The sequence below is a fragment of the Eikenella sp. genome (assembly GCF_057315495.1).
This window is the reverse complement of record NZ_DBHKXY010000018.1, coordinates 21841-44118: the sequence shown is the minus strand read 5'-3', so window position 1 is coordinate 44118 and position 22278 is coordinate 21841. Positions and strand designations below refer to the sequence as shown.

At 58.6% G+C, this 22278-nt stretch carries 21 protein-coding genes; 12 read left to right on the top strand and 9 right to left on the bottom strand.

Features of this window, described 5'->3' with window-relative positions; genetic code table 11:
- Positions 1 to 137 precede the first annotated feature (137 nt).
- From ACO6EE_RS02815 to ACO6EE_RS02800, 4 genes are all read right to left on the bottom strand, one after another.
- The gene (locus ACO6EE_RS02815) at positions 138 to 248 is read right to left on the bottom strand and encodes a methionine/alanine import family NSS transporter small subunit (RefSeq protein ID WP_035580098.1); all 111 of its coding nucleotides are present in this window, start codon (positions 246 to 248) and stop codon (positions 138 to 140) included.
- Complete coding sequence (locus tag ACO6EE_RS02810) at positions 245 to 1777, bottom strand: sodium-dependent transporter (protein WP_485959077.1); 1533 nt, start codon at positions 1775 to 1777, stop codon at positions 245 to 247. Before ACO6EE_RS02810 ends, ACO6EE_RS02815 begins: the two co-directional genes overlap by 4 nt.
- Before the next feature lie 305 nt (positions 1778 to 2082).
- Positions 2083 to 2964 carry a DMT family transporter gene (locus ACO6EE_RS02805; RefSeq protein WP_485959075.1) on the bottom strand — a complete coding sequence of 294 codons (882 nt, stop codon included), beginning with the start codon at positions 2962 to 2964 and terminating at the stop codon, positions 2083 to 2085.
- An 80-nt stretch (positions 2965 to 3044) separates the two neighbouring features.
- Positions 3045 to 4019 (bottom strand): KpsF/GutQ family sugar-phosphate isomerase, encoded by a 975-nt coding sequence (locus ACO6EE_RS02800; protein WP_485959073.1) that lies wholly within the window; start codon positions 4017 to 4019, stop codon positions 3045 to 3047.
- Positions 4020 to 4101: 82 nt separating this feature from the next.
- Here ACO6EE_RS02800 and tal point away from each other — a divergent pair, with 82 nt between their 5' ends.
- From tal to yfaE, 10 genes are all read left to right on the top strand, one after another.
- A complete protein-coding gene (tal, locus tag ACO6EE_RS02795) occupies positions 4102 to 5127 on the top strand; it encodes a transaldolase (RefSeq protein WP_485959071.1) in 1026 nt (341 codons plus the stop codon).
- A 71-nt stretch (positions 5128 to 5198) separates the two neighbouring features.
- On the top strand, positions 5199 to 6194 hold the full coding sequence (locus ACO6EE_RS02790; protein ID WP_485959069.1) for a virulence RhuM family protein/type II toxin-antitoxin system death-on-curing family toxin: 996 nt from the start codon (positions 5199 to 5201) through the stop codon (positions 6192 to 6194).
- A gap of 16 nt (positions 6195 to 6210) precedes the next feature.
- Positions 6211 to 7302 carry a conjugal transfer protein gene (locus ACO6EE_RS02785; RefSeq protein ID WP_485959067.1) on the top strand — a complete coding sequence of 364 codons (1092 nt, stop codon included), beginning with the start codon at positions 6211 to 6213 and terminating at the stop codon, positions 7300 to 7302.
- A gap of 151 nt (positions 7303 to 7453) precedes the next feature.
- Complete coding sequence (locus ACO6EE_RS02780; protein ID WP_003822885.1) at positions 7454 to 8182, top strand: YebC/PmpR family DNA-binding transcriptional regulator; 729 nt, start codon at positions 7454 to 7456, stop codon at positions 8180 to 8182.
- 186 nt (positions 8183 to 8368) lie between these two features.
- Positions 8369 to 9166, top strand: a complete 798-nt coding sequence (locus ACO6EE_RS02775; protein ID WP_485959065.1) for a DKNYY domain-containing protein — start codon at positions 8369 to 8371, stop codon at positions 9164 to 9166.
- Positions 9167 to 9279: 113 nt separating this feature from the next.
- A complete protein-coding gene (locus ACO6EE_RS02770; RefSeq protein WP_485959063.1) occupies positions 9280 to 10731 on the top strand; it encodes an NAD-dependent succinate-semialdehyde dehydrogenase in 1452 nt (483 codons plus the stop codon).
- Positions 10732 to 10935: 204 nt separating this feature from the next.
- Positions 10936 to 12069, top strand: a complete 1134-nt coding sequence (obgE, locus tag ACO6EE_RS02765) for a GTPase ObgE (protein WP_485959061.1) — start codon at positions 10936 to 10938, stop codon at positions 12067 to 12069.
- A 35-nt stretch (positions 12070 to 12104) separates the two neighbouring features.
- Positions 12105 to 12434 carry a hypothetical protein gene (locus ACO6EE_RS02760; RefSeq protein ID WP_485959059.1) on the top strand — a complete coding sequence of 110 codons (330 nt, stop codon included), beginning with the start codon at positions 12105 to 12107 and terminating at the stop codon, positions 12432 to 12434.
- Between the two features lie 37 nt (positions 12435 to 12471).
- Positions 12472 to 12954 (top strand): copper resistance protein NlpE, encoded by a 483-nt coding sequence (locus ACO6EE_RS02755; RefSeq protein WP_485959058.1) that lies wholly within the window; start codon positions 12472 to 12474, stop codon positions 12952 to 12954.
- Between the two features lie 114 nt (positions 12955 to 13068).
- The gene (gene yfaE / locus ACO6EE_RS02750; protein WP_485959056.1) at positions 13069 to 13377 is read left to right on the top strand and encodes a class I ribonucleotide reductase maintenance protein YfaE; all 309 of its coding nucleotides are present in this window, start codon (positions 13069 to 13071) and stop codon (positions 13375 to 13377) included.
- Between the two features lie 121 nt (positions 13378 to 13498).
- On the opposite strand, the gene ACO6EE_RS02745 is transcribed toward yfaE, so the two are convergent.
- Together ACO6EE_RS02745 and ACO6EE_RS02740 are read right to left on the bottom strand one after the other, a co-directional pair.
- Positions 13499 to 13909, bottom strand: a complete 411-nt coding sequence (locus ACO6EE_RS02745; protein WP_485959054.1) for a hypothetical protein — start codon at positions 13907 to 13909, stop codon at positions 13499 to 13501.
- Positions 13902 to 15206: a homoserine dehydrogenase gene (locus ACO6EE_RS02740; RefSeq protein ID WP_485959052.1), complete on the bottom strand. Its 1305-nt coding sequence runs from the start codon at positions 15204 to 15206 to the stop codon at positions 13902 to 13904. The genes ACO6EE_RS02745 and ACO6EE_RS02740 overlap by 8 nt, the downstream gene beginning before the upstream one ends.
- 271 nt (positions 15207 to 15477) lie before the next feature.
- Here ACO6EE_RS02740 and ACO6EE_RS02735 point away from each other — a divergent pair, with 271 nt between their 5' ends.
- The gene (locus tag ACO6EE_RS02735) at positions 15478 to 15840 is read left to right on the top strand and encodes an Mth938-like domain-containing protein (RefSeq protein WP_485959051.1); all 363 of its coding nucleotides are present in this window, start codon (positions 15478 to 15480) and stop codon (positions 15838 to 15840) included.
- Between the two features lie 222 nt (positions 15841 to 16062).
- On the opposite strand, the gene ACO6EE_RS02730 is transcribed toward ACO6EE_RS02735, so the two are convergent.
- The 3 genes from ACO6EE_RS02730 to ACO6EE_RS02720 form a co-directional block, all read right to left on the bottom strand.
- Positions 16063 to 17088, bottom strand: coding sequence for an ABC transporter substrate-binding protein (locus tag ACO6EE_RS02730; protein WP_485959049.1), 1026 nt, complete (start codon positions 17086 to 17088; stop codon positions 16063 to 16065).
- Positions 17089 to 17202: 114 nt separating this feature from the next.
- Positions 17203 to 17988, bottom strand: coding sequence for an ABC transporter ATP-binding protein (locus tag ACO6EE_RS02725; RefSeq protein ID WP_485959047.1), 786 nt, complete (start codon positions 17986 to 17988; stop codon positions 17203 to 17205).
- A gap of 393 nt (positions 17989 to 18381) precedes the next feature.
- Positions 18382 to 19449: a FecCD family ABC transporter permease gene (locus ACO6EE_RS02720; RefSeq protein ID WP_485959046.1), complete on the bottom strand. Its 1068-nt coding sequence runs from the start codon at positions 19447 to 19449 to the stop codon at positions 18382 to 18384.
- 364 nt (positions 19450 to 19813) lie between these two features.
- Here ACO6EE_RS02720 and ACO6EE_RS02715 point away from each other — a divergent pair, with 364 nt between their 5' ends.
- Positions 19814 to 22219, top strand: a complete 2406-nt coding sequence (locus ACO6EE_RS02715) for a FepA family TonB-dependent siderophore receptor (RefSeq protein WP_485959044.1) — start codon at positions 19814 to 19816, stop codon at positions 22217 to 22219.
- Positions 22220 to 22278: the final 59 nt, after the last annotated feature.

The window sequence follows — 22278 nt, the reverse complement described above, 5'->3', positions numbered from 1 at the left end:
ATCTGATTGCAGGACTGGTTAATGCGATGGGATGAATATTTTCGCAAGAGGTCTAATGTCTACTTGCAGTGAGACTACCTGAAAACTAAAAAAGGCTACCTGAAACTTTCAGGTAGCCTTTGTTCACAATCGGCTGCTTACTCCTGTCCGCTGCCGTGGTCTTCCGGCAGCCGCATGATCGACACGATCAAGCCGCCCCAAATCACCACCAGCGCCACCACCATCATCACAATCGCAATCGTGCTCATTGTCCGTCTCCTTCGGTTTCAACAGGGGTTTCTTGCAGCTTGTCTTCGTGTTTCCACGGCAGGCGGGAAAGCAGGAAGGCAAACACCACCACCCCGATGGCCGTGCCCCAGCCGTAGATGTTCACAAACCAAGCCGGGTAGCCGCCGTAGCCTTCAGTGAGCAGCGAGCGCGTGTCGGTGAAGAGCATGGTGCCCAGCACCAGCGGGGTAACAAAGCCCACAAACAGCAGCCAGATTTTGCCCACTTTCAGCGAAGAGATTTTATTGATGTGGCGGGAGAGTACACCCAGATGTCGGCTCAGCACCACGCACAGCACATACAGGAAGCCGGCGGCCACAATGCCATAGGTGTTCACAAATTTATCCAACACGTCCAACACCGGCAAGCCGGTAGTGGTACCGAACAACAGCACGGAAGCCGTCATCATCGGCACGCCCACCGCCAGCGTGGCGGCCACGCGGCCGGTTTTCAGTTTGTCCTGCACCGCCGCAATCACCACTTCCAGCACGGAAATCAGCGAAGTGAGTCCGGCGAACACCAGCGAGCCGAAAAACAGCAGGCCGATCAGCGCGCCGGCCGGCGCCTGGTTGATGATGGTGGGAAACGCGATAAAGGCCAGGCCGATGCCGCCGGCGGCCACATCGCCCACCTGCTGCCCGCTGGCCGTGGCAATAAAGCCCAGCGCGGCAAACACGCCGATACCGGCCAGCAATTCGAAGCTGCTGTTGGCAAACGCCACCACCATGCCGGTGCCGGTTAAGTCTGAATCACGCTTCATGTAGGAAGAATAAGTAATCATGATGCCGAAGCACACCGAGAGCGAGAAGAAAATCTGCCCATAAGCCGCCACCCACACTTCCGAGCTGGCCAGCTTGCTCCAATCCGGGGTAAACAACACGTCCAACCCCTTGGCCGCGCCCGGCAAAAACAGCGCGATCCCTACCAACAGTACAAACATCACCACCAACAGCGGCATAAAGAAAGTGGACGCGCGCGCCACGCCTTTTTGCACGCCGAAGGCCAAAACCAGCAGCGTGGCCAGCCATACCAACACCAGCGGCACGGTTACCTGTGCCACAAACTGCATCTGCGCCGACACATCCGAAGCCATCTGCAAATAGTCTTTAAAGAAGAAATCGGCAGGATTCGCGCCCCAGGCTGCATTGAGCGAATAATAGGTGTAGCTGGCCGCCCAACCTAAAATCACCGCATAGTAAAGCCCGATGAGCACGTTTACCAACACATTCCACCAGCCGATGGTTTCAAACCGGCGGTCGAGGCGTCGGAACGCCAACGGCGGCGAGCCGCGGTAGCGGTGGCCCACCGCATAATCGAGAAACAAAAGCGGGATGCCCGCCGTGAGCAGCGCCACCAAATACGGCAGGATAAACGCCCCGCCGCCGTTTTTATACGCCACATAGGGAAAGCGCCAAATATTGCCCAAACCCACTGCCGAGCCGATGGCGGCAAACATAAACGCCCGCCGGCTGGAGAAGGTTTCGCGCTTGGGATTTTGCGGATTAGACACGTTGAATACCTCTTAAAATGTGAATGGCGGCCATTTGCCAAAGCTCAGCGGCCGCCGCAACTTACATCAACAACAATTTTGCAAGCAATCGTAAAGAATCGCCCCCATTCAGTCAAGCACCGTATCGCCAAATATCGGCAATTTTATTTATTCAAACTAAAATTTAAAGCAATAAAACGCCGATTATCCAGCAAAAAATAAGGCTACCTGAAAACCAAATGCCACGCATCGGCAGGAATATAGCTTTAATCGACCAAGCAGGTTTTTACTTCGCAGCAACCCGCCACATGCATTTTCAGGTAGCCTCAAGCCGTGCTTTTCTTCAGCGAACCCAAATAAATCGCCGCCAAAGTCAGCGTCGCACCGATCCACTGCCAGCCGTTAATCGGCTTGCTCAGCAGAAAGTAATCAATCAACAGCGCCGCCACCGGCTCGGAAAGCAGCAGCAGCCCGGTGAGCGAGAGCGACAGCAGCGGAATCGCATAAGCAATCAAACCCCAAGCAAAGCACTGCATCACCACACCATACACCAGCACCAGCCCCACATCGCGCCAGTTTGCCGGATGCAGCGCCCCACTGTCGAACAATAGCGCCGGCACCACCAATGCCAGCGCCCCGCCCGCGCTGAGCACCATCATCATCGGAAACAGCGCCACCCGCTCCACCTCATGCGTTTTGCGCACAAACACCATCGACAGCGCCAACATCGCCCCCGAAGCCGTACCGCTCACAAACCCCCACACCACCCGGCCGTTGTGCCCGAACTCCGGGCTGCCGATCAGTGCCACCCCAGCCACCGCCAACAGCAAGCTCGCCAGCTGCAGCTTGCCCAAGCGTTCGCCGTAAAAAACCACGCCGATGGCTGTCAAAAAGAAAATCTGCAAGCTGTTGAGCAGCGTGGAAATGCCCGGCCCCACCGCATGGATGCTCTCGTGCCATAACGCCAAATCGACAGCTAAAAATACCCCTGCCAACGCTGCAAAGCGCAACGCCTGGCGGCTCTGCGGCAGCTTCTGCCCGAAATGGCGCATCAACAGCCAAAACACCACCGCCGCCACTGCCAGCCGCCAAAACGCCACTGCATACGAGCCCACCTGCACAAATTTCACAATCAGGCTGCCCAGCCCGAACACCACGCAGCCCAACACCAACAGCGGCGCGGCATAAGGAATAGTTTGTTGTTTCATCTGATTTTTCCAAAGGCAAAGGCTACCTGAAAACTTAGCTTCGGTTTTCAGGTAGCCTTTATGGCAACCACCCGGCGCGACTACACAATCCGCGCTTTGAGCAAATCGTGCATATTCAGCGCGCCCAACAGCCTGCCCGCCTCATCGCACACCGGCAAGCCGTTTACGCGGTTTTGCTGCATGGTTTTCAGCGCCTCGGTAGCCAGCCGATTCGGCGTGATTGTTTTCGGATGCGCGCCCATCACAGCTTGGGCGGTGAGGCCGGAGAGGTCGCGCTGCTGCTGGAACAGGCGGCGCAAATCGCCGTCGGTAAAAATGCCTTTCAGGTAGCCTGCCTCGTCGGCCACGGCCACCATGCCCAAGCCTTTTTCGCTCATGCACACAATCAGGTCGGCAAAAGGCGTATCCGGGCGCACCACGGGCAATTCGTCACCCGTGTGCATCACATCGGCCACTTGCAGCAGCAGGCGTTTGCCCAGGCTGCCGGCAGGATGGCTCAGCGCAAAATCATCGGGCGTGAAGGAGCGGGCACGCAACAGCGCCACGGCCAGCGCGTCGCCCAAAGCCAATGCAGCGGTAGTGCTGCTGGTGGGTGCGAGGCCGAGCGGGCAGGCTTCCTGCGGTACGGCCACGGTGAGGTGGATGTCGGCATGGCGCGCCAGCGTGGATTCGGGACGGCCGGTCATACCGATTAACGTGATGTTCTTGCGCTTGAGCGCGGGCAGAATCACGGCGATTTCGTCGCTCTCGCCGGAGTTGGAAATGGCCAGCACCACGTCGCCATCCACAATCATGCCCAAATCGCCGTGCGCGGCTTCGGCCGGGTGCACGAAAAAGGCGGGCGTGCCGGTGGAGGCCAGTGTGGCGGCAATTTTGCGCCCGATATGTCCGCTCTTGCCGATGCCGCTCACCACCACGCGGCCTTCGCAGGCCAGCACGGCTTCGCAGGCGCGTGAAAAACTGCCGTCCAACGAGTCGGACAGGGCACGCAATGCATTGGCTTCTATCGCCAGCACTTCGCGGGCGTGGGCGAGATATTGTTGTTCACTCATCATTCTTCTTTCTTCATTCCGGCTTGCAGCGGCCGCCGGAATCGGGTAATTTCCAAAATTTACACATTCAGCAGAGGCTCAAAATATGGCTATTTTGCAGGAAGTCAAACAGCTCGGCCAGCAAATTTGGCTCGATAACCTTTCCCGTTCGCTCGTGCGATCCGGCACACTGGCTAAGTTGCAGCAAAGCGGCGTGAGCGGGGTTACCTCCAATCCGGCCATCTTCCGCCAAGCGCTGGCCGGCGACGCATTATACACAGCCGAAATAGCCCAATTAAAGCAGCAGCCGCTTTCTGCCAAGGCGCGCTACGAAACCTTGGCCGTGGCCGACGTACAGGCCGCCTGCGATGTATTTGCCGCACAGTTTGCCGCAGAAGGCAACAGCGGCTTGGTGAGCCTGGAGTGCGACCCCGCGCTCTCGCACGACACCGAAGGCACCATCGCCGAAGCACGCCGCCTGTGGGGTTTGATCGGCCGCCCCAACGCCATGATTAAAATCCCCGCCACCGATGCCGGCCTCGCCGCCCTGCCCGACTTAGTGGCCGACGGCATCAACATCAACCTTACCCTGCTGTTTTCCCGTGCCCAAACCGTGCGCGCCTACCAAGCCTACCAACAAGGCTTGGCGCAACGCGCCGGCCAGGCCGCGCCGCAGCTGGTGGCCAGCTTTTTCATCTCCCGCATCGACACCGCGCTCGACCCGCAGCTGCCGCCGCAGCTGCAAGGCAAAACCGCGCTGGCCCTGGCTCAGGCCGCCTATCGGGATTGGCAGCAATTCTTCAGCCAACCAAGCAGTGCCGTACCCACCGCCCGCCTGCTCTGGGCCAGCACCGGTGTGAAAAACCCTGCCTACCCCGACACCCTGTATGTGGATAATCTCATTGCCCCGCACACCGTCAACACCCTGCCCGATGCAGTGCTCCAAGCCTTCACCGACCACGGCCGCGCCGCCGATGCCCTTTCCCGCCCCGCCGTGCCCGCGCAGCCGATTCTGGACGAAGTTGCCGCCCTCGGCATCGACCTCGAAGCCTTGGCCGCCAAGCTCCAGCAAGACGGCCTCGCCCAGTTTGAGCAAGCTTTCGCCCAAATGCTCGCCCCGCTGGCCGATTAGGCGAAAGGCTACCTGAAACCGCCACTCCGTTTTTCAGGTAGCCTTCCTCCAATCATAAATACATCACACGCATGAATAACCCAATCGAAATCTACCAAAGCGCAGACGGACAAACCCAAGTTGAAGTCCGCTTCGACACCGACACCGTATGGCTGTCGCAAGCGCAGATGGCACACCTGTTTGACACCAGCACCGACAATATCGGTCTGCACCTGAGAAACATCTATGCCGAAGCCGAGCTGGAAGAAAAAGTAACTACCGAGGATTACTCGGTAGTTCGAGTCGAAGGCAAACGTCAGGTAACGCGGCAAATCAAACACTACAATCTGGATGCAGTGCTTTCCGTGGGTTACCGCGTGAAATCCAAAAATGCCACCCAGTTCCGCCGCTGGGCCACCGCCCGACTGAAAGACTACCTGCTCAAAGGCTACGCGCTTAACCAACAACGCCTGCAGCAAAACGCCGACGAGCTCGAACAAGCCTTGCAGCTGATTCAAACCACTGCCGCCTCGCCCGCCCTCACGCTGGAAGCCGGCCGAGGCTTGGTCGATATCGTCAGCCGCTACACCCACACCTTCCTCTGGCTGCAACAATACGATGAAGGCCTGCTGCAAGAGCCGGCGGGCGAAAACGGCGGCAGCCTGCCAACGCCCGAAGCTGCACGCCGCGCCCTAAGCCAACTCAAAGCCGAACTCATCGCCCGCGGCGAAGCCAGCGACCTGTTTGCCCGCGAACGCGAAGACGGCTTAGCCGCCATTCTCGGCAACCTCGCGCAAAGCGTATTCGGCGCGCCCGCTTACCCCAGCATCGAAAGCAAAGCCGCCCATCTGCTCTACTTTATCGTGAAAAACCATCCATTTGCCGACGGCAATAAGCGCAGCGGTGCCTTTCTGTTTGTTGATTTCCTGCACCAAAACCGCCGCCTGTTCCGCGCAGACGGCCGCGCTGTTATCAACGACACCGGCCTGGCCGCGCTCACCCTATTGGTGGCCGAATCCGCGCCCGCACAAAAAGACACCCTTATCCGACTCATTATGCACATGTTGCAACACCAACCCAACCCGTAACCTTACCATCATCATTATGAACAACCATCTCCTCCCCGACCCCCGCCCCTATCCCGCCCAAGAAGTGAAAAACGAACTGCTGCTGCACGCCGAAGCCGTGGCCGCCAACCGCTCCCGCGCCCAAAGCAAACTTTCCGGCGGCACCTTGCACAGCCTGATTTTCCAAATGCTGCAATCGCGCCACCTCACCTCCCTTTCCGTGGCACTGAGCATGGCGCCGAGCGATGCCGTTTACCGCGTCCTGTGGCAGGCCATGGAGCAAACCCTGCGCCCCGCCACTGCCGAAGAAACCGGCTGGCTCGCCCTGCCCGTGGTGCTCGTGGCCGGTTGCAACCAGGCCGCATCCCTGCCAACCGCTCTCGATGCTACCGCACTTAATGCCAAACTGGCTGAATTCGAGCCCATCCGACATCTGGCGCAAACCATGTGGCTGCCCATGCTGCTCACTGCCGAACAAATCAGCCGCATTAAGTTGGAACAATGGTTTGCCGCCAAACAAAGCCGTGCCGCTGCCGAACAGTTTGCCGCCGCGCAAACCGGCTCGGCAGAAATCGCGATCCCCTCTGGGCAGAGCGTGCACGTGGTGTACGCCCTGGGCTACAACGCGCCCGAAGCCCCCGGCAAACTCGGCCAGGCCGCCCTGCCCCTGATGCAGTATTGGCAGGAACGTTTCGCCCTGCCCGGCCTCACCCTGTTTGCCAACCCGCTCGACCCAGCCGCCCCGCTCGAGGCCATCCGCAACGGCAGCCACACCCGCCAGCGCATGGCGCTGGACGTATTCGCCGCCAACGCCATCCGCGCCGTGCGCCTGCAAAGCCCGCGCGTCGGCGTGGCCGTGGCCGCCCAAGAAGGCGGGCAGATTGTGTTCAGCTTCAGCGCCACCGACCACAGCTACGGCTTGGTGCCGCAAACCTTCCGCTGGCAGCTCGCGCCTACAGACTCCGTAGATACCGTAGTGCAAAACTTCCTCGATCTGATGACCGAATGCCAAGTGGAACACATCCGCCTGCTGCGCGACATCCTGCCCGAAAATGCCGCCATGCCCGACTACCCCCAAGCGCTGGAGTTAAACGGCTTCAATCCGCTGTTTAGCGAAGCGCCGCAATAAACCCACCAATTTTCAGGTAGCCTCTATTCCCCAGATAAGGCTACCTAAAAAAACTATCCGCACCATCCGCCCGTCCCGCTGTTCAACAGGCTGGCTGAAAATGCTAAAATTGCGCTTTGTCATCCCAACCAGATAAATTAAGGAAAGTAATATGGCCGGCCATAGCAAATGGGCGAATATCCAACACAAAAAAGCCCGCGTTGATGCCCAACGCGGCAAAATCTTCACCAAACTGATCAAAGAAATCACCGTAGCCGCCCGCCTCGGCGGCGGCGACCCCGCCTCCAACCCCCGCCTGCGCCTGGCCATGGACAAAGCCTGGGACGCAAACATGCCCAAAGACAACGTCCAACGCGCCATCGACAAAGGCACCGGCAACCTCGAAGGCGTGGAATACATCGAACTGCGCTACGAAGGCTACGGAATCGGCGGCGCCGCCCTGATGGTGGACTGCCTCACCGACAACAAAACCCGCACCGTAGCCGACGTGCGCCATGCCTTCAGCAAACACGGCGGCAACCTCGGCACCGACGGCTGCGTGGCCTTCAACTTCAAACACCAAGGCTACCTCCTGTTCGGCCCCGACACCGAAGAAGACGCTCTGATGGAAGCCGCCCTCGAAGCCGGCGCCGAAGACGTCGTTGCCCACGACGACGGCTCGTTCGAAGTCATCACCGCCCCCAACGACTGGGCCGGCATCAAAGCCGCACTCGAAACCGCCGGCTTCAAAGCCGAAGACGGCGACGTAACCATGCGCGCCCAAAACGAAGCCGTACTCACCGGCGAAGACGCCGCCAAAATGCAGCGCCTAATCGACGCCCTGGAAGCACTGGACGACGTGCAAGATGTATACACCTCCGCCGTGCTGGAGCTGGAGTAAATAGGCAAAGGCTACCTGAAAGCTGTCAATTCGCTTTCAGGCAGCCTCTCAAGCATACACAGTTTGGGCATAAATGCCCGACACTGCCGCACCAAACCACTGCCCGAAACGATAGTTCGACGCATTCGAAGCAGAGTTTCTGCGGAGCGAACCAATGTTCCCCCACACCGATTCGAGCAAACACCCATGACCTGGCTTCCCCTCTCCCAACTCGACGAAACCGAACACAGCTGGCGCATCCAAGGCAACACCGTCCAATTCGGCGGCACCGGCACCTACCGCAAACTGCGCGGCTGCGAACCCGCCACCTTCGAAGTATTCGCCGAACCGGACTGCCTGATTGCCCGCGACCGCAACCATGTCTACCACGGCGCCGAACTGCTTGCCGCCGTGCAACGTGACAGCTTCGCCCATCTCGGCGAGGGCTACTGGCGCGATGCCGATGCCATATATTGCGAATACGAAACTTCCCTGCGCCCGCTCCAAGGCAGCGATGCCGCCACCTTCCGCCATCTCGGCGAAGGTTACGCTGCCGACCGCACGCAAGCCTATTACGCAGGCAGCAAAATCCAATCCGCCAATCCCCTTGTACTCCGCCTACTTCAAGGCCTCTACGCCACCGACGGCGACACCGTCTTCTTTGACGGCAAACCCCTGAAAGGCAGCGACCCGCAAACCTGGCGCGAAGCAGCGGACGAGGCAGGCAAACACGGCTTTTCCCACGACGGCAAACACGTCTATTACTGCGAACGCAAACTCCCCCGTGCCGATGCCGCCACTTGGCAGCACCTACACGAAACCTTTTCCAAAGACAGCAAACGCGTCTACAAAACAAACCGCATCCTGCCCGATGCAGACCCCGCCGAATGGGATACCGCCAAAGCCGCCTCCTACGCCGCCGAAGAAGCAACCCGCCATGCCGAAAATTCCACCAAAATGAGCGAACTGCTGAAAACCCTTTGGCAAAACGAGCAAACCGACTAACCTAAAGGCTACCTGAAAAAGGCTAAAGCACTTCCCACCAAGCTAAAACTCAACCGCAGGCCAGCATCCTGCCCACCTACCTTTCAGGTAGCCTCTCTTAAAGAGCCCTCCCCATGACCCAGCCCAAGCTCCCCGCCCTCCTGCGCACCCAATGCTACATCAACGGCCAATGGCTTGATGCCGATAGCGGCCGCACCATTGCCGTATCCAACCCCGCCACCGGCGAAACCATCGGCAGCGTGCCGGATATGGGCGCGGCGGAAGCCGAACGCGCCGTGGCCGCCGCCCAGGCCGCACTGCCTGTCTGGCGTGCACTCACGGCCAAACAGCGCAGCCAAATCCTGCGCCGCTGGTTTGATCTGATGATGGAAGCGCAGGAGGAACTCGCCACCCTGCTCACGCTGGAGCAAGGCAAACCGCTGGCCGAAGCACGCGGCGAAATTGCCTACGGCGCGTCCTACATCGAATGGTATGCCGAAGAGGCCAAGCGCGTGTATGGCGACACCATCCCCGGCCCCGCGCCCGACAAGCGTATTGTGGTGTTCAAGCAGCCGGTTGGCGTATGCGCCGCGATTACGCCGTGGAACTTCCCCAACGCCATGATCACGCGCAAAGCCGCACCCGCTCTGGCCGCCGGCTGCACCTTCATCATCCGCCCCGCTTCGCAAACACCGTTTTCCGCGCTGGCCATCGCCGCCCTAGCCGAGCGCGCCGGCATTCCGGCGGGCGTGTTCAATGTGATCACCGGCTCGTCGCGCGAAATCGGCCGCGTGCTCACCGAAAGCGATACGGTGAAAAAATTCAGCTTCACCGGCTCCACCGCCGTCGGCCGCCAGCTGCAGGCGCAATGCGCCTCCACCATCAAAAAAACCTCGATGGAGCTGGGCGGCAACGCGCCGTTTATCGTGTTCGACGATGCCGACATCGATGCTGCCGTCTCCGGCGCGATTGCCTGCAAATTCCGCAATGCCGGCCAAACCTGTGTGTGTGCCAACCGCATTTATGTGCAAAGCGGCGTGTATGATGAATTTGTGCGCAAATTCGCCCAAGCAGCAGGCTACCTGAAAGTGGGCAACGGCTTAGAAAGCGGTACGGAATGCGGCCCGCTGATTGATGAAGCCGCGCTGGCCAAAGTGGAAGAACACCTGGCCGATGCGCTCGCCCACGGCGGCGAAGTAGTTACCGGCGGTACGCGGCATCCGGCAGGCGAACTCTTCTTCCAGCCCACCGTTATCCGCCACGCCCATGCCGGCATGAAAGTAGCGAGCGAAGAAACCTTCGGCCCGCTCGCCCCCGTGTTCCGTTTCGAGAGCGAAGCAGACGTGTTGCAACAGGCCAACGCCACCGAATACGGCTTAGCCGCCTATTGCTATACCCGCAGCCTCGGCACGGCCACGCGCATGATGGAAGGCTTGGAATACGGCATGGTCGGCATCAACACCGGCGTGATTTCCAACGAAGCCGCCCCATTCGGCGGCGTAAAGCAGTCGGGCATCGGCCGCGAAGGCGGCAGATACGGGCTGGACGAATATTTGGAAACCAAATATGTGATGCTGACCGTGTAAGGCTGGCAGAGGCTACCTGAACGCAGCTTACAAATTTTCAGGTAGCCTTTGCGCCAGTCCTTTATAATGTTCGCATTTGCTCGGCGGGTTAAACCAAAATTCGGCGCACTGTCACACCAATTCCGGCCGCAAGCATCATCCCAATAACGAATTAAGATTTTCAGGTAGCCCCAAAGAGGCTACCTGAAAACGGAAAGCACATAAATGAAATTTATCGACGAAGCCAAAATCGAAGTTGCTGCCGGGCGCGGCGGTAACGGCGCTGTCAGCTTCCGCCGTGAAAAATACGTTCCGCGTGGTGGCCCCGACGGCGGCGATGGCGGGCGCGGCGGCAGCGTGTTTGCCCTGGCCAGCGAAAACGTAAACACCTTAGTGGAATACCGTTTCGTAAAACGCTATCAGGCGCAGAACGGTGAAAAAGGCCACGGCTCCGACCGCTACGGTGCCGGCGCCGACGATATCGAGCTGCAAATGCCCGTAGGCACACTGATCCGCGATGCCGACACCGGCGAAATCGTGGCCGACCTCACGCAGCACGGCCAGCGAGTTTGCCTGGCACGCGGCGGCAAAGGCGGCTTGGGCAACATCCATTTCAAATCCTCGGTTAACCGTGCGCCCAAACAAGCCACGCCCGGCGAACCCGGCGAAGCGCGCCGCCTGCTGTTGGAATTGAAAGTGCTGGCCGACGTCGGCCTGTTGGGCATGCCCAATGCCGGCAAATCCACCCTGATCCGCGCCGTATCTGCCGCCCGCCCCAAAGTGGCCGACTACCCCTTCACCACATTGCACCCCAACCTGGGCGTGGTGCGCGTGGATGAAGGCCAAAGCTTTGTGATGGCCGACATCCCCGGCCTGATTGAAGGCGCAGCCGAAGGCGCCGGGCTAGGACACCGCTTTTTAAAACACCTTTCGCGTACCGGCCTCTTGCTGCACGTGGTAGACTTAGCCCCGTTCGACGAAGCCGTCAGCCCCGCCGCCGAAGCACTGGCCATCATCAACGAGCTGAAAAAATACGACGACGAACTGTTCGACAAACCGCGCTGGCTGGTGCTGAACAAGCTGGATATGCTCACGCCGGAAGAGGCTGCCGAACGCAAAGCCGAATTCCTCGAAGCCGTCGGCTGGGACTACCCCGCCCCCGGTGAGTCTGGCTTCGATTGGCAAACCCCGCGCCTATTTGAAATCAGCGCACTCGCCCATCAGGGCACGCAGGATTTGGTACGGCAAATCGGGCAGTATTTGGCCGAGAAAAAACAACTGGCTGCAGCAGAAGCTGAGACTGATACTCCCCTGGAAACACCTATTACTACTGATATGTCGATTTTCAAAGCAGAATAAGTTAATCAAACCACCTCATTTAAGGAGATATTTCTATGGACATTGGAAAACTCGTTAGCTGGCTCATCATCGGGGCTATCGCCTACGGCGGTTACAATTACCTAAGCACCGGCGATATAACTGTTACACCCCCACCGCAGCAAACTGTGCTAAAACTGGCTAATGAGGCCAACCGCAACCTGCCTAAAGGCAGTCATTTAGCCACGGGCAAATCCTGCACCCGTACCGGTGGCGGTAAAATTAAGCGTGGAATTTACACATGTGAAATCAAAGTATTCACTGGTCTCTCTTCCTACGAAGATGCCAAAAACAGCTACAACATCCTCGTTACCAAACGCGACGGCCGTTGGCAACTTACCCGTTAGTTCGTCACAATGCCAAACCATCGAGAAAGGATTTAAGATGCAAACAAGATCCGTCCTCCCCCTTATCCTCTTGCTGGCCGCCTGTGCCCCGCAAGACAATGCCGCGCCAGCCTCCACCCCAGCGGCTGCTTCCACCGTTGCTACTTCACAGCCTGCTGCTGAGCCTGCCGCATCGGCCGCTTCCACTGCTGCACAACCTGCCGCCCAATGGAGTGGTCGCTACTACGGCGTGCTGCCCTGCGCCTCTTGCGAAGGCATCGAAACCACCTTGATATTGCAAGAAGACGGCAGCTACCTACTCACCGAAACCTATAAGCAGCGCCAGCCGTTTACCGAAAAAACCGAAGGCCGCTTCACTTGGCGCAAGCCGCAAGAAGTATTCCAGCTCGACAAAGCCGGCAGCGAGCGACTCTACCAAATCGGCAACGGTCAGATTTGGGCGCTGGATGCCGACGGCAAACAAGTGGAAGGAGAACTGGCCAACCTCTACATCCTGAAGCAGACCGCAAGTCAGCTTTAACCCGAAAAGAAATCCGGCCTTGTTCCGGCCAAACAATTTCAGGTAGCCTTTATGCCTGCCAGCGCATAAAGGCTACCTGAAATTTTCACTACACCAAACCAAACATCACACGCCATGCCCCAGATCACCACCCACAGCACCCGCTTCACCCTGCAGGAAGGCGAAACCCTGCTCGAAGCTTTGGAGCGTACTGGCCACGCAATCGAATACCAATGCCGCAGCGGCTATTGCGGCTCCTGCCGAGTCAAACTCCTATCTGGCAGCGTTGCATACCGAGAATGCCCGCTGGCTCTGGTTCTGCCCAACGAAATCCTCACCTGCTGCTGCACAGTAACAGAAGACATCCATATCGACTGCCGCCAAAGCGAAAATCAGCCGGATTTATTCGAGCCAGATCTGTTCGCCGACAACAGCGGTAAATAACTCTGCCCTCGCCATTCATTATCCAAATAACAAAAGGCTACCTGAAAACTTCAACCAAGTTTTCAGGTAGCCTTTAATTTCGTATCGACAACGGCCTTCGATTTGGCCAGATACTTAATGCTTAACGCCCGGCCTGTGCCGCCAGGCATTGCTCTTGCCGCTGCAGGAAGGCTTCGCTGCCGCCGAGTTTGTCCAGCTGCTGTTGCGGCGAGAGTTTAGGCAGGCTGCGGATATCTTCCGTGCTGAGTTTTTGCACCGGCTCTTCCCACAGGCAGCGGCAGTAGGGCTCGAGTACACGATCGCTTTGGCCGGCAAGGCCGTGTTTGGCCAAATCGGCCTGCCATTGCGGCACGGCAGGCATATTTTGGATGCAGGCCTCCACGATACGGCGGCTGATGTCGTCCTTATCCGGCGCATACAGACGCGGCACGAGTGCAAAAGCGAGCACCAGCACCGCCGTTACCACCAGCCAGCCGATAAGGGTGCGGCGGCGTTTACGGCGTGCAGCTTCATCAGTTTTGATCTCAGCCATGCAGGCTTTCCATACGCAGCATCATCACAGGCTTGAACACGTGCTCCAGCTCTTCGATTTGGGCAATGGCGGCCTTGATGTGCTTTTCTTTAGCCTGATGAGTGAGAATCACGATTTCGGCGTTTTCGTGGTTGATCACACCTTTTTGCAACAGGGCTTCGATGGAGATGCCTTGTTCGGCAAGGATACGGCCGATATTGGCCACCACACCGGGTTTGTCTTGCGCCGATACGCGCAGGTAGTAGCTGCTGGTGATTTCATCGATTGGCAACACGGGCAGTTCTTCGTTGCTGCGGAAAGCCAACGGCGGCACGCGCTGCTCGCTGGCGGCGTTCATCAAGCGGGCGGTGTCGATGATATCGGCCACCACGGCGCTGGCAGTGGGAGCAGCACCGGCACCGGCGCCGTAATACAAGGTTTCGCCCACCATATTGGATTGCACCAGCACAGCGTTCATCACGCCTTCCACCTGCGCCAACAGGCGGCACTCCGGCACAAGCGTGGGGTGTACGCGCAGTTCGACGCCCTCATCGGTTTTACGGGTGATGCCCAGCAGTTTGATGCGGTAGCCCAGCTCTTCAGCGTAGCGGATGTCTTGGCTTTCCAGCTTGCTGATGCCTTCCAGGTAGCAGTGTTGGAAATTAATCGGCGTGCCGAACGCAAGCGCGGACATAATGCTCAGTTTGTGCGCCGCATCGTGGCCTTCGATATCGAAAGTCGGATCGGCTTCGGCATAGCCCAGCTCCTGTGCCTGCTTGAGCACGTCGGCAAACGGGCTGCCGTGGGAGCGCATATTGCTCAGGATGAAGTTGCTGGTGCCGTTGATGATGCCGGCCACCGATTTGATGCGGTTAGCAGCCAGACCTTCGCGCAGGGCTTTGATGATCGGGATACCGCCAGCCACCGCCGCTTCAAACATCACCATCACATTTTTTTCCGCCGCCAGCGCGAAAATTTCGTTGCCGTATTCGGCCAAGAGTTTTTTGTTGGCGGTTACCACGTGTTTGCCGTTTTCAATGGCGCACAACACCACTTCGCGTGCCGTATCCGTACCGCCGATCAGCTCCACCACGATATCCACATCCGCGCTGCGGGCTACCTGAAACACATCGTCCGACACCACCGTGTCACTCGGGCACAGTTTGCGGATGCGGTCGGTATTGTGGCTGGCGGCCATACTGATGCGCACTTCGCGCCCCAAGCGGCGCGTGATTTCCTGCGCGTTTTCCGACAACAATTTGGCCGTACCGCCACCGACGGTACCCATCCCCAAGATGCCAATTCTAATTGGTTGCATGCTGACTCCTTGTTATGATTACGGCTGCGCCAAGCGCCAATTTGCCGTTTTGCTCTAAATATGCCGGCCTGCCATGCGGGCGACCAAGCTGATAAACAATAAAATCCGAAAGCGGACAGAAAGCCGCTATCTTAGCTGAAAACCCCGCTTTTTACACCTTTTAATAGAAACACTTACACATTTAGCCACACCGCCTCGAAGCCAAGCGTTTCAATCTCCTTGCAGCCTATGCTTTCAGGTAGCCTACAACCCATTCAAACACAAACAAATTATGCTGATTCAAGAACACCGGCCCACCTCCGCCTGCCACATCGATCACTATCAGGCCGGCCAAATCGAAATTGACGGCCACACCTACTGCCAAGCCGTATTACTCGACGGCAGCGGCAGCGTGCAAACCGTCAACCTTCCCTCCGCAGCCGAACTGCAAGCTGCAGACCTAGCCCGCGCCGCTGCAAGCCGGCCCGAAGTAATCCTCATCGGTACCGGCGAACGGCAACAGTTTTTACACCCACGCATTGCTGCCGCGGCAAGCGGCGTCGGCGTGGAATGCATGCCCACCGCCGCCGCCGTGCGCACCTACCTGTTGCTGCAAAACGAAGGCCGTCGCGTATGGGCATGGTTGTGGCTGTAATGCGGCAGGCAAGATTGCGCAGAATTTTCAGGTAGCCGCTGCAACAGGCTACTTGAAAATGTGGATTTAAATAAAGAATGAGACAAGGCGGCAAGCCGCAGGCAGTACACGCGTTACGGCCAGGCAAGCCAACGCCGTAGCATTCTTTATGCTAACCCACTATAAAAAGGCTACCTGAAAACACATCGCCGTTTTCAGGTAGCCTGTTTGCCGTGCGCTTTCCTATTGTGGGTCTAAGCCTTGCAAGATACGCTGTGCTTCGGCCGCGCTGAGGTTGTAGCGGTAGTAGCGGCGGTAGAAATCTTGGGTTTTGGCTGTCATGTCCACATCGCTAAACCGTTGCGGATGCAGCAGCTTGGCTGCCCACAATACTTGCAGGGCAGCTTCGGTACTGTAGCGGTCCCAGCCGAATGTGCCGATCGGGTTGGCGTGCAAGCGGTTGTTCTGTACGGCTTTTATGTTTTGCCAGGCCGGGTCTTGTTTGATGCGGGCGATGGCCTGCGCGGTGTTGCGCCCACCCACGATGATCACATCGGGATTAGCCTGAACAATGGCTTCCATCGACACTTCGCTCAAGTTGGCCTGTTCGGGCAATGCGGAGCGACCGCCTGCAATGCGTATCCATTCGCCGATTATCGAACGACCGCCGTCAATGCGGCGCAGGTTGGCGCCGCCGGTGAGGTGCAACACGGTAGGTTTCTGCGCGTCGCTCAGATTGGCCAGCCGGCTGCGTACGAAACGCAGGTTGCCGTCTAATTCGGCGTTGTATTGGCGGGCGATTTGCGGGGCGTTGCCGCCAATTACGTCGGCAGTGATGCGTACGGTTTGCTTGAGGCCGTTAAAGTCTTGGAAGCGCACCAGCACGGGCTTCATCCCGGCGCGCCGCACCTGCTGCTGCATGGCGGGCTGGGAAAGCAGCACCACATCAGGGCGCACGCCGAGCAGCGCTTCGCTCTGCACGGTTTGGCCGTTGCTCAAGGCAGGCACGTTTTTAATACGCGGATACACTTTGGCAAACCACGGCAGGTTGCGGACGGCTTCGGTGGTGGCCACCAGTTTGTCGGCACCGCCGAGCATCAGTACCACTTGGTTGTTGGCCGGCCACAGGTCGGCAATGCGGTTTACCTGTTGCGGCAGTTCTACACTTTGGTTGTTAATGTCGCGCACGGTACGGGCGTGCACGGGCTGGAAGGCGAGCAGTAGGCCGGCAAACAGGGCAGCGCTGAGTTTGCTTGGTGTTGAAAACATGGTTTTTCCTTTTTGCTTGAGAGCTTGGGGTGGAATTGAAGGCTACCTGAAAGCATTAGCTTCAACGGGGTTAAAACAAGTTTCCCGGTTTCAGGTAGCCTGAAATTTGGCCGTTCACAATTGCGCCACGGCACACACGCGGCGCGGCCAATCGGGCACGTCGAGCAGGCGCAGGCCGACGCCGTAGAGCTGCTCCAGCCTTTCGTTACTCAAAATATCGGCGGTGTTGCCGGCCTGTAGCGTGCCGTCGCGGCCCAGGATGGCGGTTTGACTCTGCGGTAGGCGGCCGTGCAGGAGCAGCGGATGTTCGGGATTGTGCGTGGTCATGATGATGGTGTAGCCGCGTTCGGACAAATCCGCCACCAGCCGCAGGGTTTGCACGGCGTTGCCGTAATCGAGCGCAGAAGTGGGCTCGTCAAATAAAATCAATTCAGGCTGCTGTACCAGCACTTTGGCGATATTGGCCAGCTGCTTCTCACCGCCGCTGGTTTCCATATATATATGCCCGGCCAGGTGGGCGATATTCAGCGTTTCCAAAGCCTGCATGGCGGCAGCGTAGTCTTCATCTTTCGGCTTGGCAGCCAAACTCAAATGAGCGGCGCGCCCCAGCACCACATAATCCAACACGCTGTAGCGGTAGGTTTGCGGCGCGGCCTGCGACACATAGCCCACCAGCCGCGCAATCTGGCGCGGCCGCATGGCCTGCACGTTTTGCCCGTTCAGCAGAACGCGCCCCTGCTGCGGAGCAAGTAGGCCGGCGATGCAGTTGAGCAGGGTGGATTTGCCCGCGCCGTTGCGGCCGAGCAGCGTGAGCAGTGTGCCGCATCCGATGTGCAGGTTCACGCCGTTGAGCACGGGGCGGCCGCGGTAGGCGTAATGCAGGTTTTCGATATTCAGCATGCTGTATTTCTAACGAAACGCGGTAAACGTAATACCTTTAACTCATTTGGTGATGGATGAGTAGTTGCGAGTGACCGGTAAGATTTCAGGTAGCCTTCACCGCTTGTATCTTGTTCACCTTTGCGCCTCATGCCGGCGCGGGGCACTTCCTTTTCTTTGCTTCGCCAAAGAAAAGGAAGCAAAAGAAAAGCGACTGCGGGCACAGGTTTGGCTTCGCCAAACTTCCCTCATTCAGCGCGATTTTTCGGGCGGGCTCGCAACTTGCGGCTACGCCGCTTCGAACATGCAAGCCCTTGTTTCCCGAAAAACCGCGCTCCGTTTGGCTGCGCCAGCAGGAAAGCGCACAGTCGCAACCGTTCACACCTTAGCCTACCGGATGAGGCTACCTGAAAACTAATCTGCCACTTTCTGCCGCACCAGCACCCAAGCGAAAAACGGTGCGCCAATAAAGCCGGTGATGATGCCCAGCGGGATTTCCTGCTCATACAGATTGCGCGCCAGCGTGTCGGTGCACAGCAGAAACAGCGCGCCGGCCAAGATGGAGAGCGGCAGCGTGCGCAGGTTGTTGTCGCCAGCCGCCAGCCGCGCCAAGTGCGGCACCACCAAGCCCAGCCAGCCGATGGTGCCGCTCAGGCACACCGCCGAGGCAGTCAGCAGCGTGGCGCACACCACCATAATCGTACGTTCACGCCGGATTTCCGCCCCCACTAGCCGCGCTTCCCTATCGCCCAGCGACAACACATTGATGCGCCAACGCATCGCCATCAGTACCCCGGCGGCCAGCAGCATTACCGGCACCAGCGCCACCAGATTGCCGTATTCCGATTTTGCCAGGCTGCCCATCTGCCAATACACGATTTCCGCCAGCTCGGTTTCCGGATCGGCCAGATATTTCATCAACCCCAGCGTGGCCGACATAAAGCCCGACACCACAATCCCCGCCAGCACCAAAATCACTGCCGAATCGCGCCCTATCAGCCGAGGTAGCGCTAAAGTCATCACCACAGCCAACAGTCCGCCGGCAAAGGCCGCTGCTTGCGTGCCCCAAATGCTCCAGCCGAGCAGAATCGACAACGCCGCGCCTACGCAAGCACCAGAAGACACGCCAAGCAAATCGGGCGACACCAGCGGGTTGCGGAAAATCCCCTGATAAACTGCGCCCGAAGCCGCCAGCGCCGCGCCCACCAGCATCGCGGCCAAAATACGCGGCAGGCGCAAATTCAACACAATATTGGCCTGCACCTCGTCGGCCTGAATCTGCGGCAGGCTTGCTGCAAAGGGCAAATGCCACTCAGATGCCAGCTGCACCGCGCCCTGCATCAGGCTGCGCCACACCCCGCCCGGTGGCATGGGATAGCGCCCCCACGACAGGGAAAACAACACCGCCAGCAGCAACAGGCAGGCAAGAGTGGCCATCAGCAGCAGATAGCCGGCAGAACGTTTGGGCGGCAGCACAGACATAAGGCATCGGAAACAGGCAGGGAAAACTGCCGCATTCTATCTGCAAGGCAAACCTCGTTTTATCGTACGAAAGGAGTATGCCCCGCCTTCCCCTTCCGGCGGATGCGGCGTGCGAATGCCAGCATGGCTGCAGGCCGCCAATTTCCGCTCCGCCACCCAGCCTGCCGCATAGCCGATAGGACTAGTCCTTCCGCCTGATGGTTTGCACCGCGCCAAAAACCGATTATCCGCCCCCGCAAAACTCGGCAACCATGCCGCGCCTGCCGAAACAATATTTTCAGGTAGCCTCTGATGCACAGCAAGCTACCTGAAAACTATCTCTCTACTTACTTTTGAACAAACCGCTCACAAGGACTCACGCCAAATGCAAGCCAAGTTGTTCCGCCTCACCGTGCTCAACGCACTCCTTCTCTCTGGTTTCGCCACTGCCGAAACCGCACCTGCTGCCAGCGAACCTATTGCCGACAGTGCCGAGCTGGAAACCATCTACATCACTGCCGAAGCCCAAGTTAAACAACAGCTTGGTTCCTCGCTAATCACCAAACAAGACCTGCAGCGTATGCCGGTGAGCAACGACATTTCCGAAATCGTCAGCAAAATGCCCGGCGTTACTCTCAGCACCAACTCGCCCGGCGGCACACGCGGCAACAAACGCCAAATCGACATCCGCGCCATGGGCCCGGAAAACACACTGATTCTGATCGACGGCAAACCCGTGCGCTCGCGCAATGCCGAACGCTACGGCCGCGGCGGCGTGCGCAACACGCGCGGTGACTCCAACTGGGTACCGCCCGAAATGATTGAAAAAATCGAAGTGTTGCGCGGCCCTGCCGCTGCCCGCTACGGCTCCGGCGCGATGGGCGGCGTGGTAAACATCCGCACCAAATCCATCACCCGCGAATTCCACGGCAGCGTAGGCACCTATATCGAACAGCCGCAGAGCGGTACCTGCCAAGGCGCTACCCGCCGTGCCAACTTCATCGTATCCGGCCCCATCGTGCAAGACACCCTCGGCTTCCGCCTCTACGGCAGCCTCAACAAAACCAGCCCCGATAATTTCGACATCAACAACAGCGTAAACACCGGCACGGCTCTGAGCGCCGGCCGCGAAGGCGTGCGCAACCGCGACATCGCCGGCCGCCTGCAATGGGACATCAGCCCCACCCAACGCCTTACCTTCGATGCCTCCTACAGCCGCCAAGGCAATATCTACAACGGCGACACTCAAAGCAGCAACGTACTCGTTCCAGCCGTGCGCAACGTTGCCTTCCCGCTTATCGGCACAGAAACCGCCCGCCTCTACCGCCAAAGCTACACCCTCACCCACCGAGGCAACTGGGAATGGGGCGACTTGGAAAGCTACATCAGCTTCGACAAAACCGTAAACAGCCGCCTGCCCGAAGGCCTGCTCGGCAGCACCGAGGGTGCCTACAACAGTACCACCGGCTTTTCCGACAGCATTTTGAAAAACTACCGCTTCGGCAGCCGTGCCGATTTGCCTTTGGGGCGCCATACCCTCACCGTGGGCGTGGAAGGCGGCCGTTCCGTACTCGACGATTCCGCGTCCATGAAGCAAACCATGCAAACCTACGGCAATATCCCGTGGCTTGCCAGCACCGGCCGCAGCGGCAAAGGCAGTCAGAATGATTTTGCCATCTATGTGGAAGACAATATTTCCCTCAACCAAGGCCGCACCTTCCTGACCCCTGGCCTGCGCTGGGACTACAACACCGCCTTCGGCTCCACCTTCTCCCCCTCGTTCAACTTCTCCCACGCCCTGAACGACAACTGGCGGATCAAAGGCGGCATCGCCCGCGCCTTCAAAGCGCCCAACTTATACCAAACCCAGCCCAACTACATGCTGACCAATGCCAGCCACGGCTGCCCCATCGACGAACACAACCGCTGGGACAACCCCAACGCACAAAATAACAGTGCCACCGGAGGCACCGGCGCAGGCAACGATCAGCGCCCCACCGACCCCTATCTCAACAACCGTCCAGGCGGCTTCGACTGGGGTCGTGCCTGCTACTTTGTCGGCAATAAAGACATCAAACCCGAAACCAGCATCAATAAAGAAATCGGTTTCGAGTTCAACAAAGACGGCTACCTCGCCTCGCTGGCCTATTTCCACAACGACTACCGCAACCGCATCGTCGACAACGGCGAATTCGTAACCACCATTGATGCCCCGCCCGGCGGCTACAACCGCGACGTGCGCCGCAGCAACAACCGCGCCGGCACCAACATCTGGCGCAACTACACCGCCACCAACGTGTACCAATGGGGCAACCGCGGCAAAGCCGTACTCGCCGGCTTCGAAGGCAACGTAACCCTGCCGCTGATTCGTGACAAACTGAACTTCAGCACCAACTTCACTTATTTTCAGCGTAACGAAGAGAAGTTCTACGGTAATCCCGTATCGATTGTGCCCAAATACACCATCAACAGCACACTCAATTGGCAAATCACTCCCGAATGGGACTTAAACGCCACCTACACCCATTACGGCCGCCAAAAAACCGGCTCTCGGCCCACCCGCTTCATCGACGTGTACTATGAAGACGGCGGCAGCAAGCTGAAAGAGCATGAACTGGGCAGCTACGGCGTGTTCGGGCTCAACGTCGGCTACAACTGGAAAGACACCGTCAGCCTGCGTGCCGGCGTGAACAACCTGTTCGACAAAACCATCCTGCGTACCGCCGGCACCGCCCGCACCTATAACGAACGCCGCCGCAGCTTCTTCTTTAACGCCCGCTATTCGTTTTAAAGGCGGATAGCCAAACCCGCGGTCTAACATAAGAAAGGCTACCTGAAACCTGGCAGCAG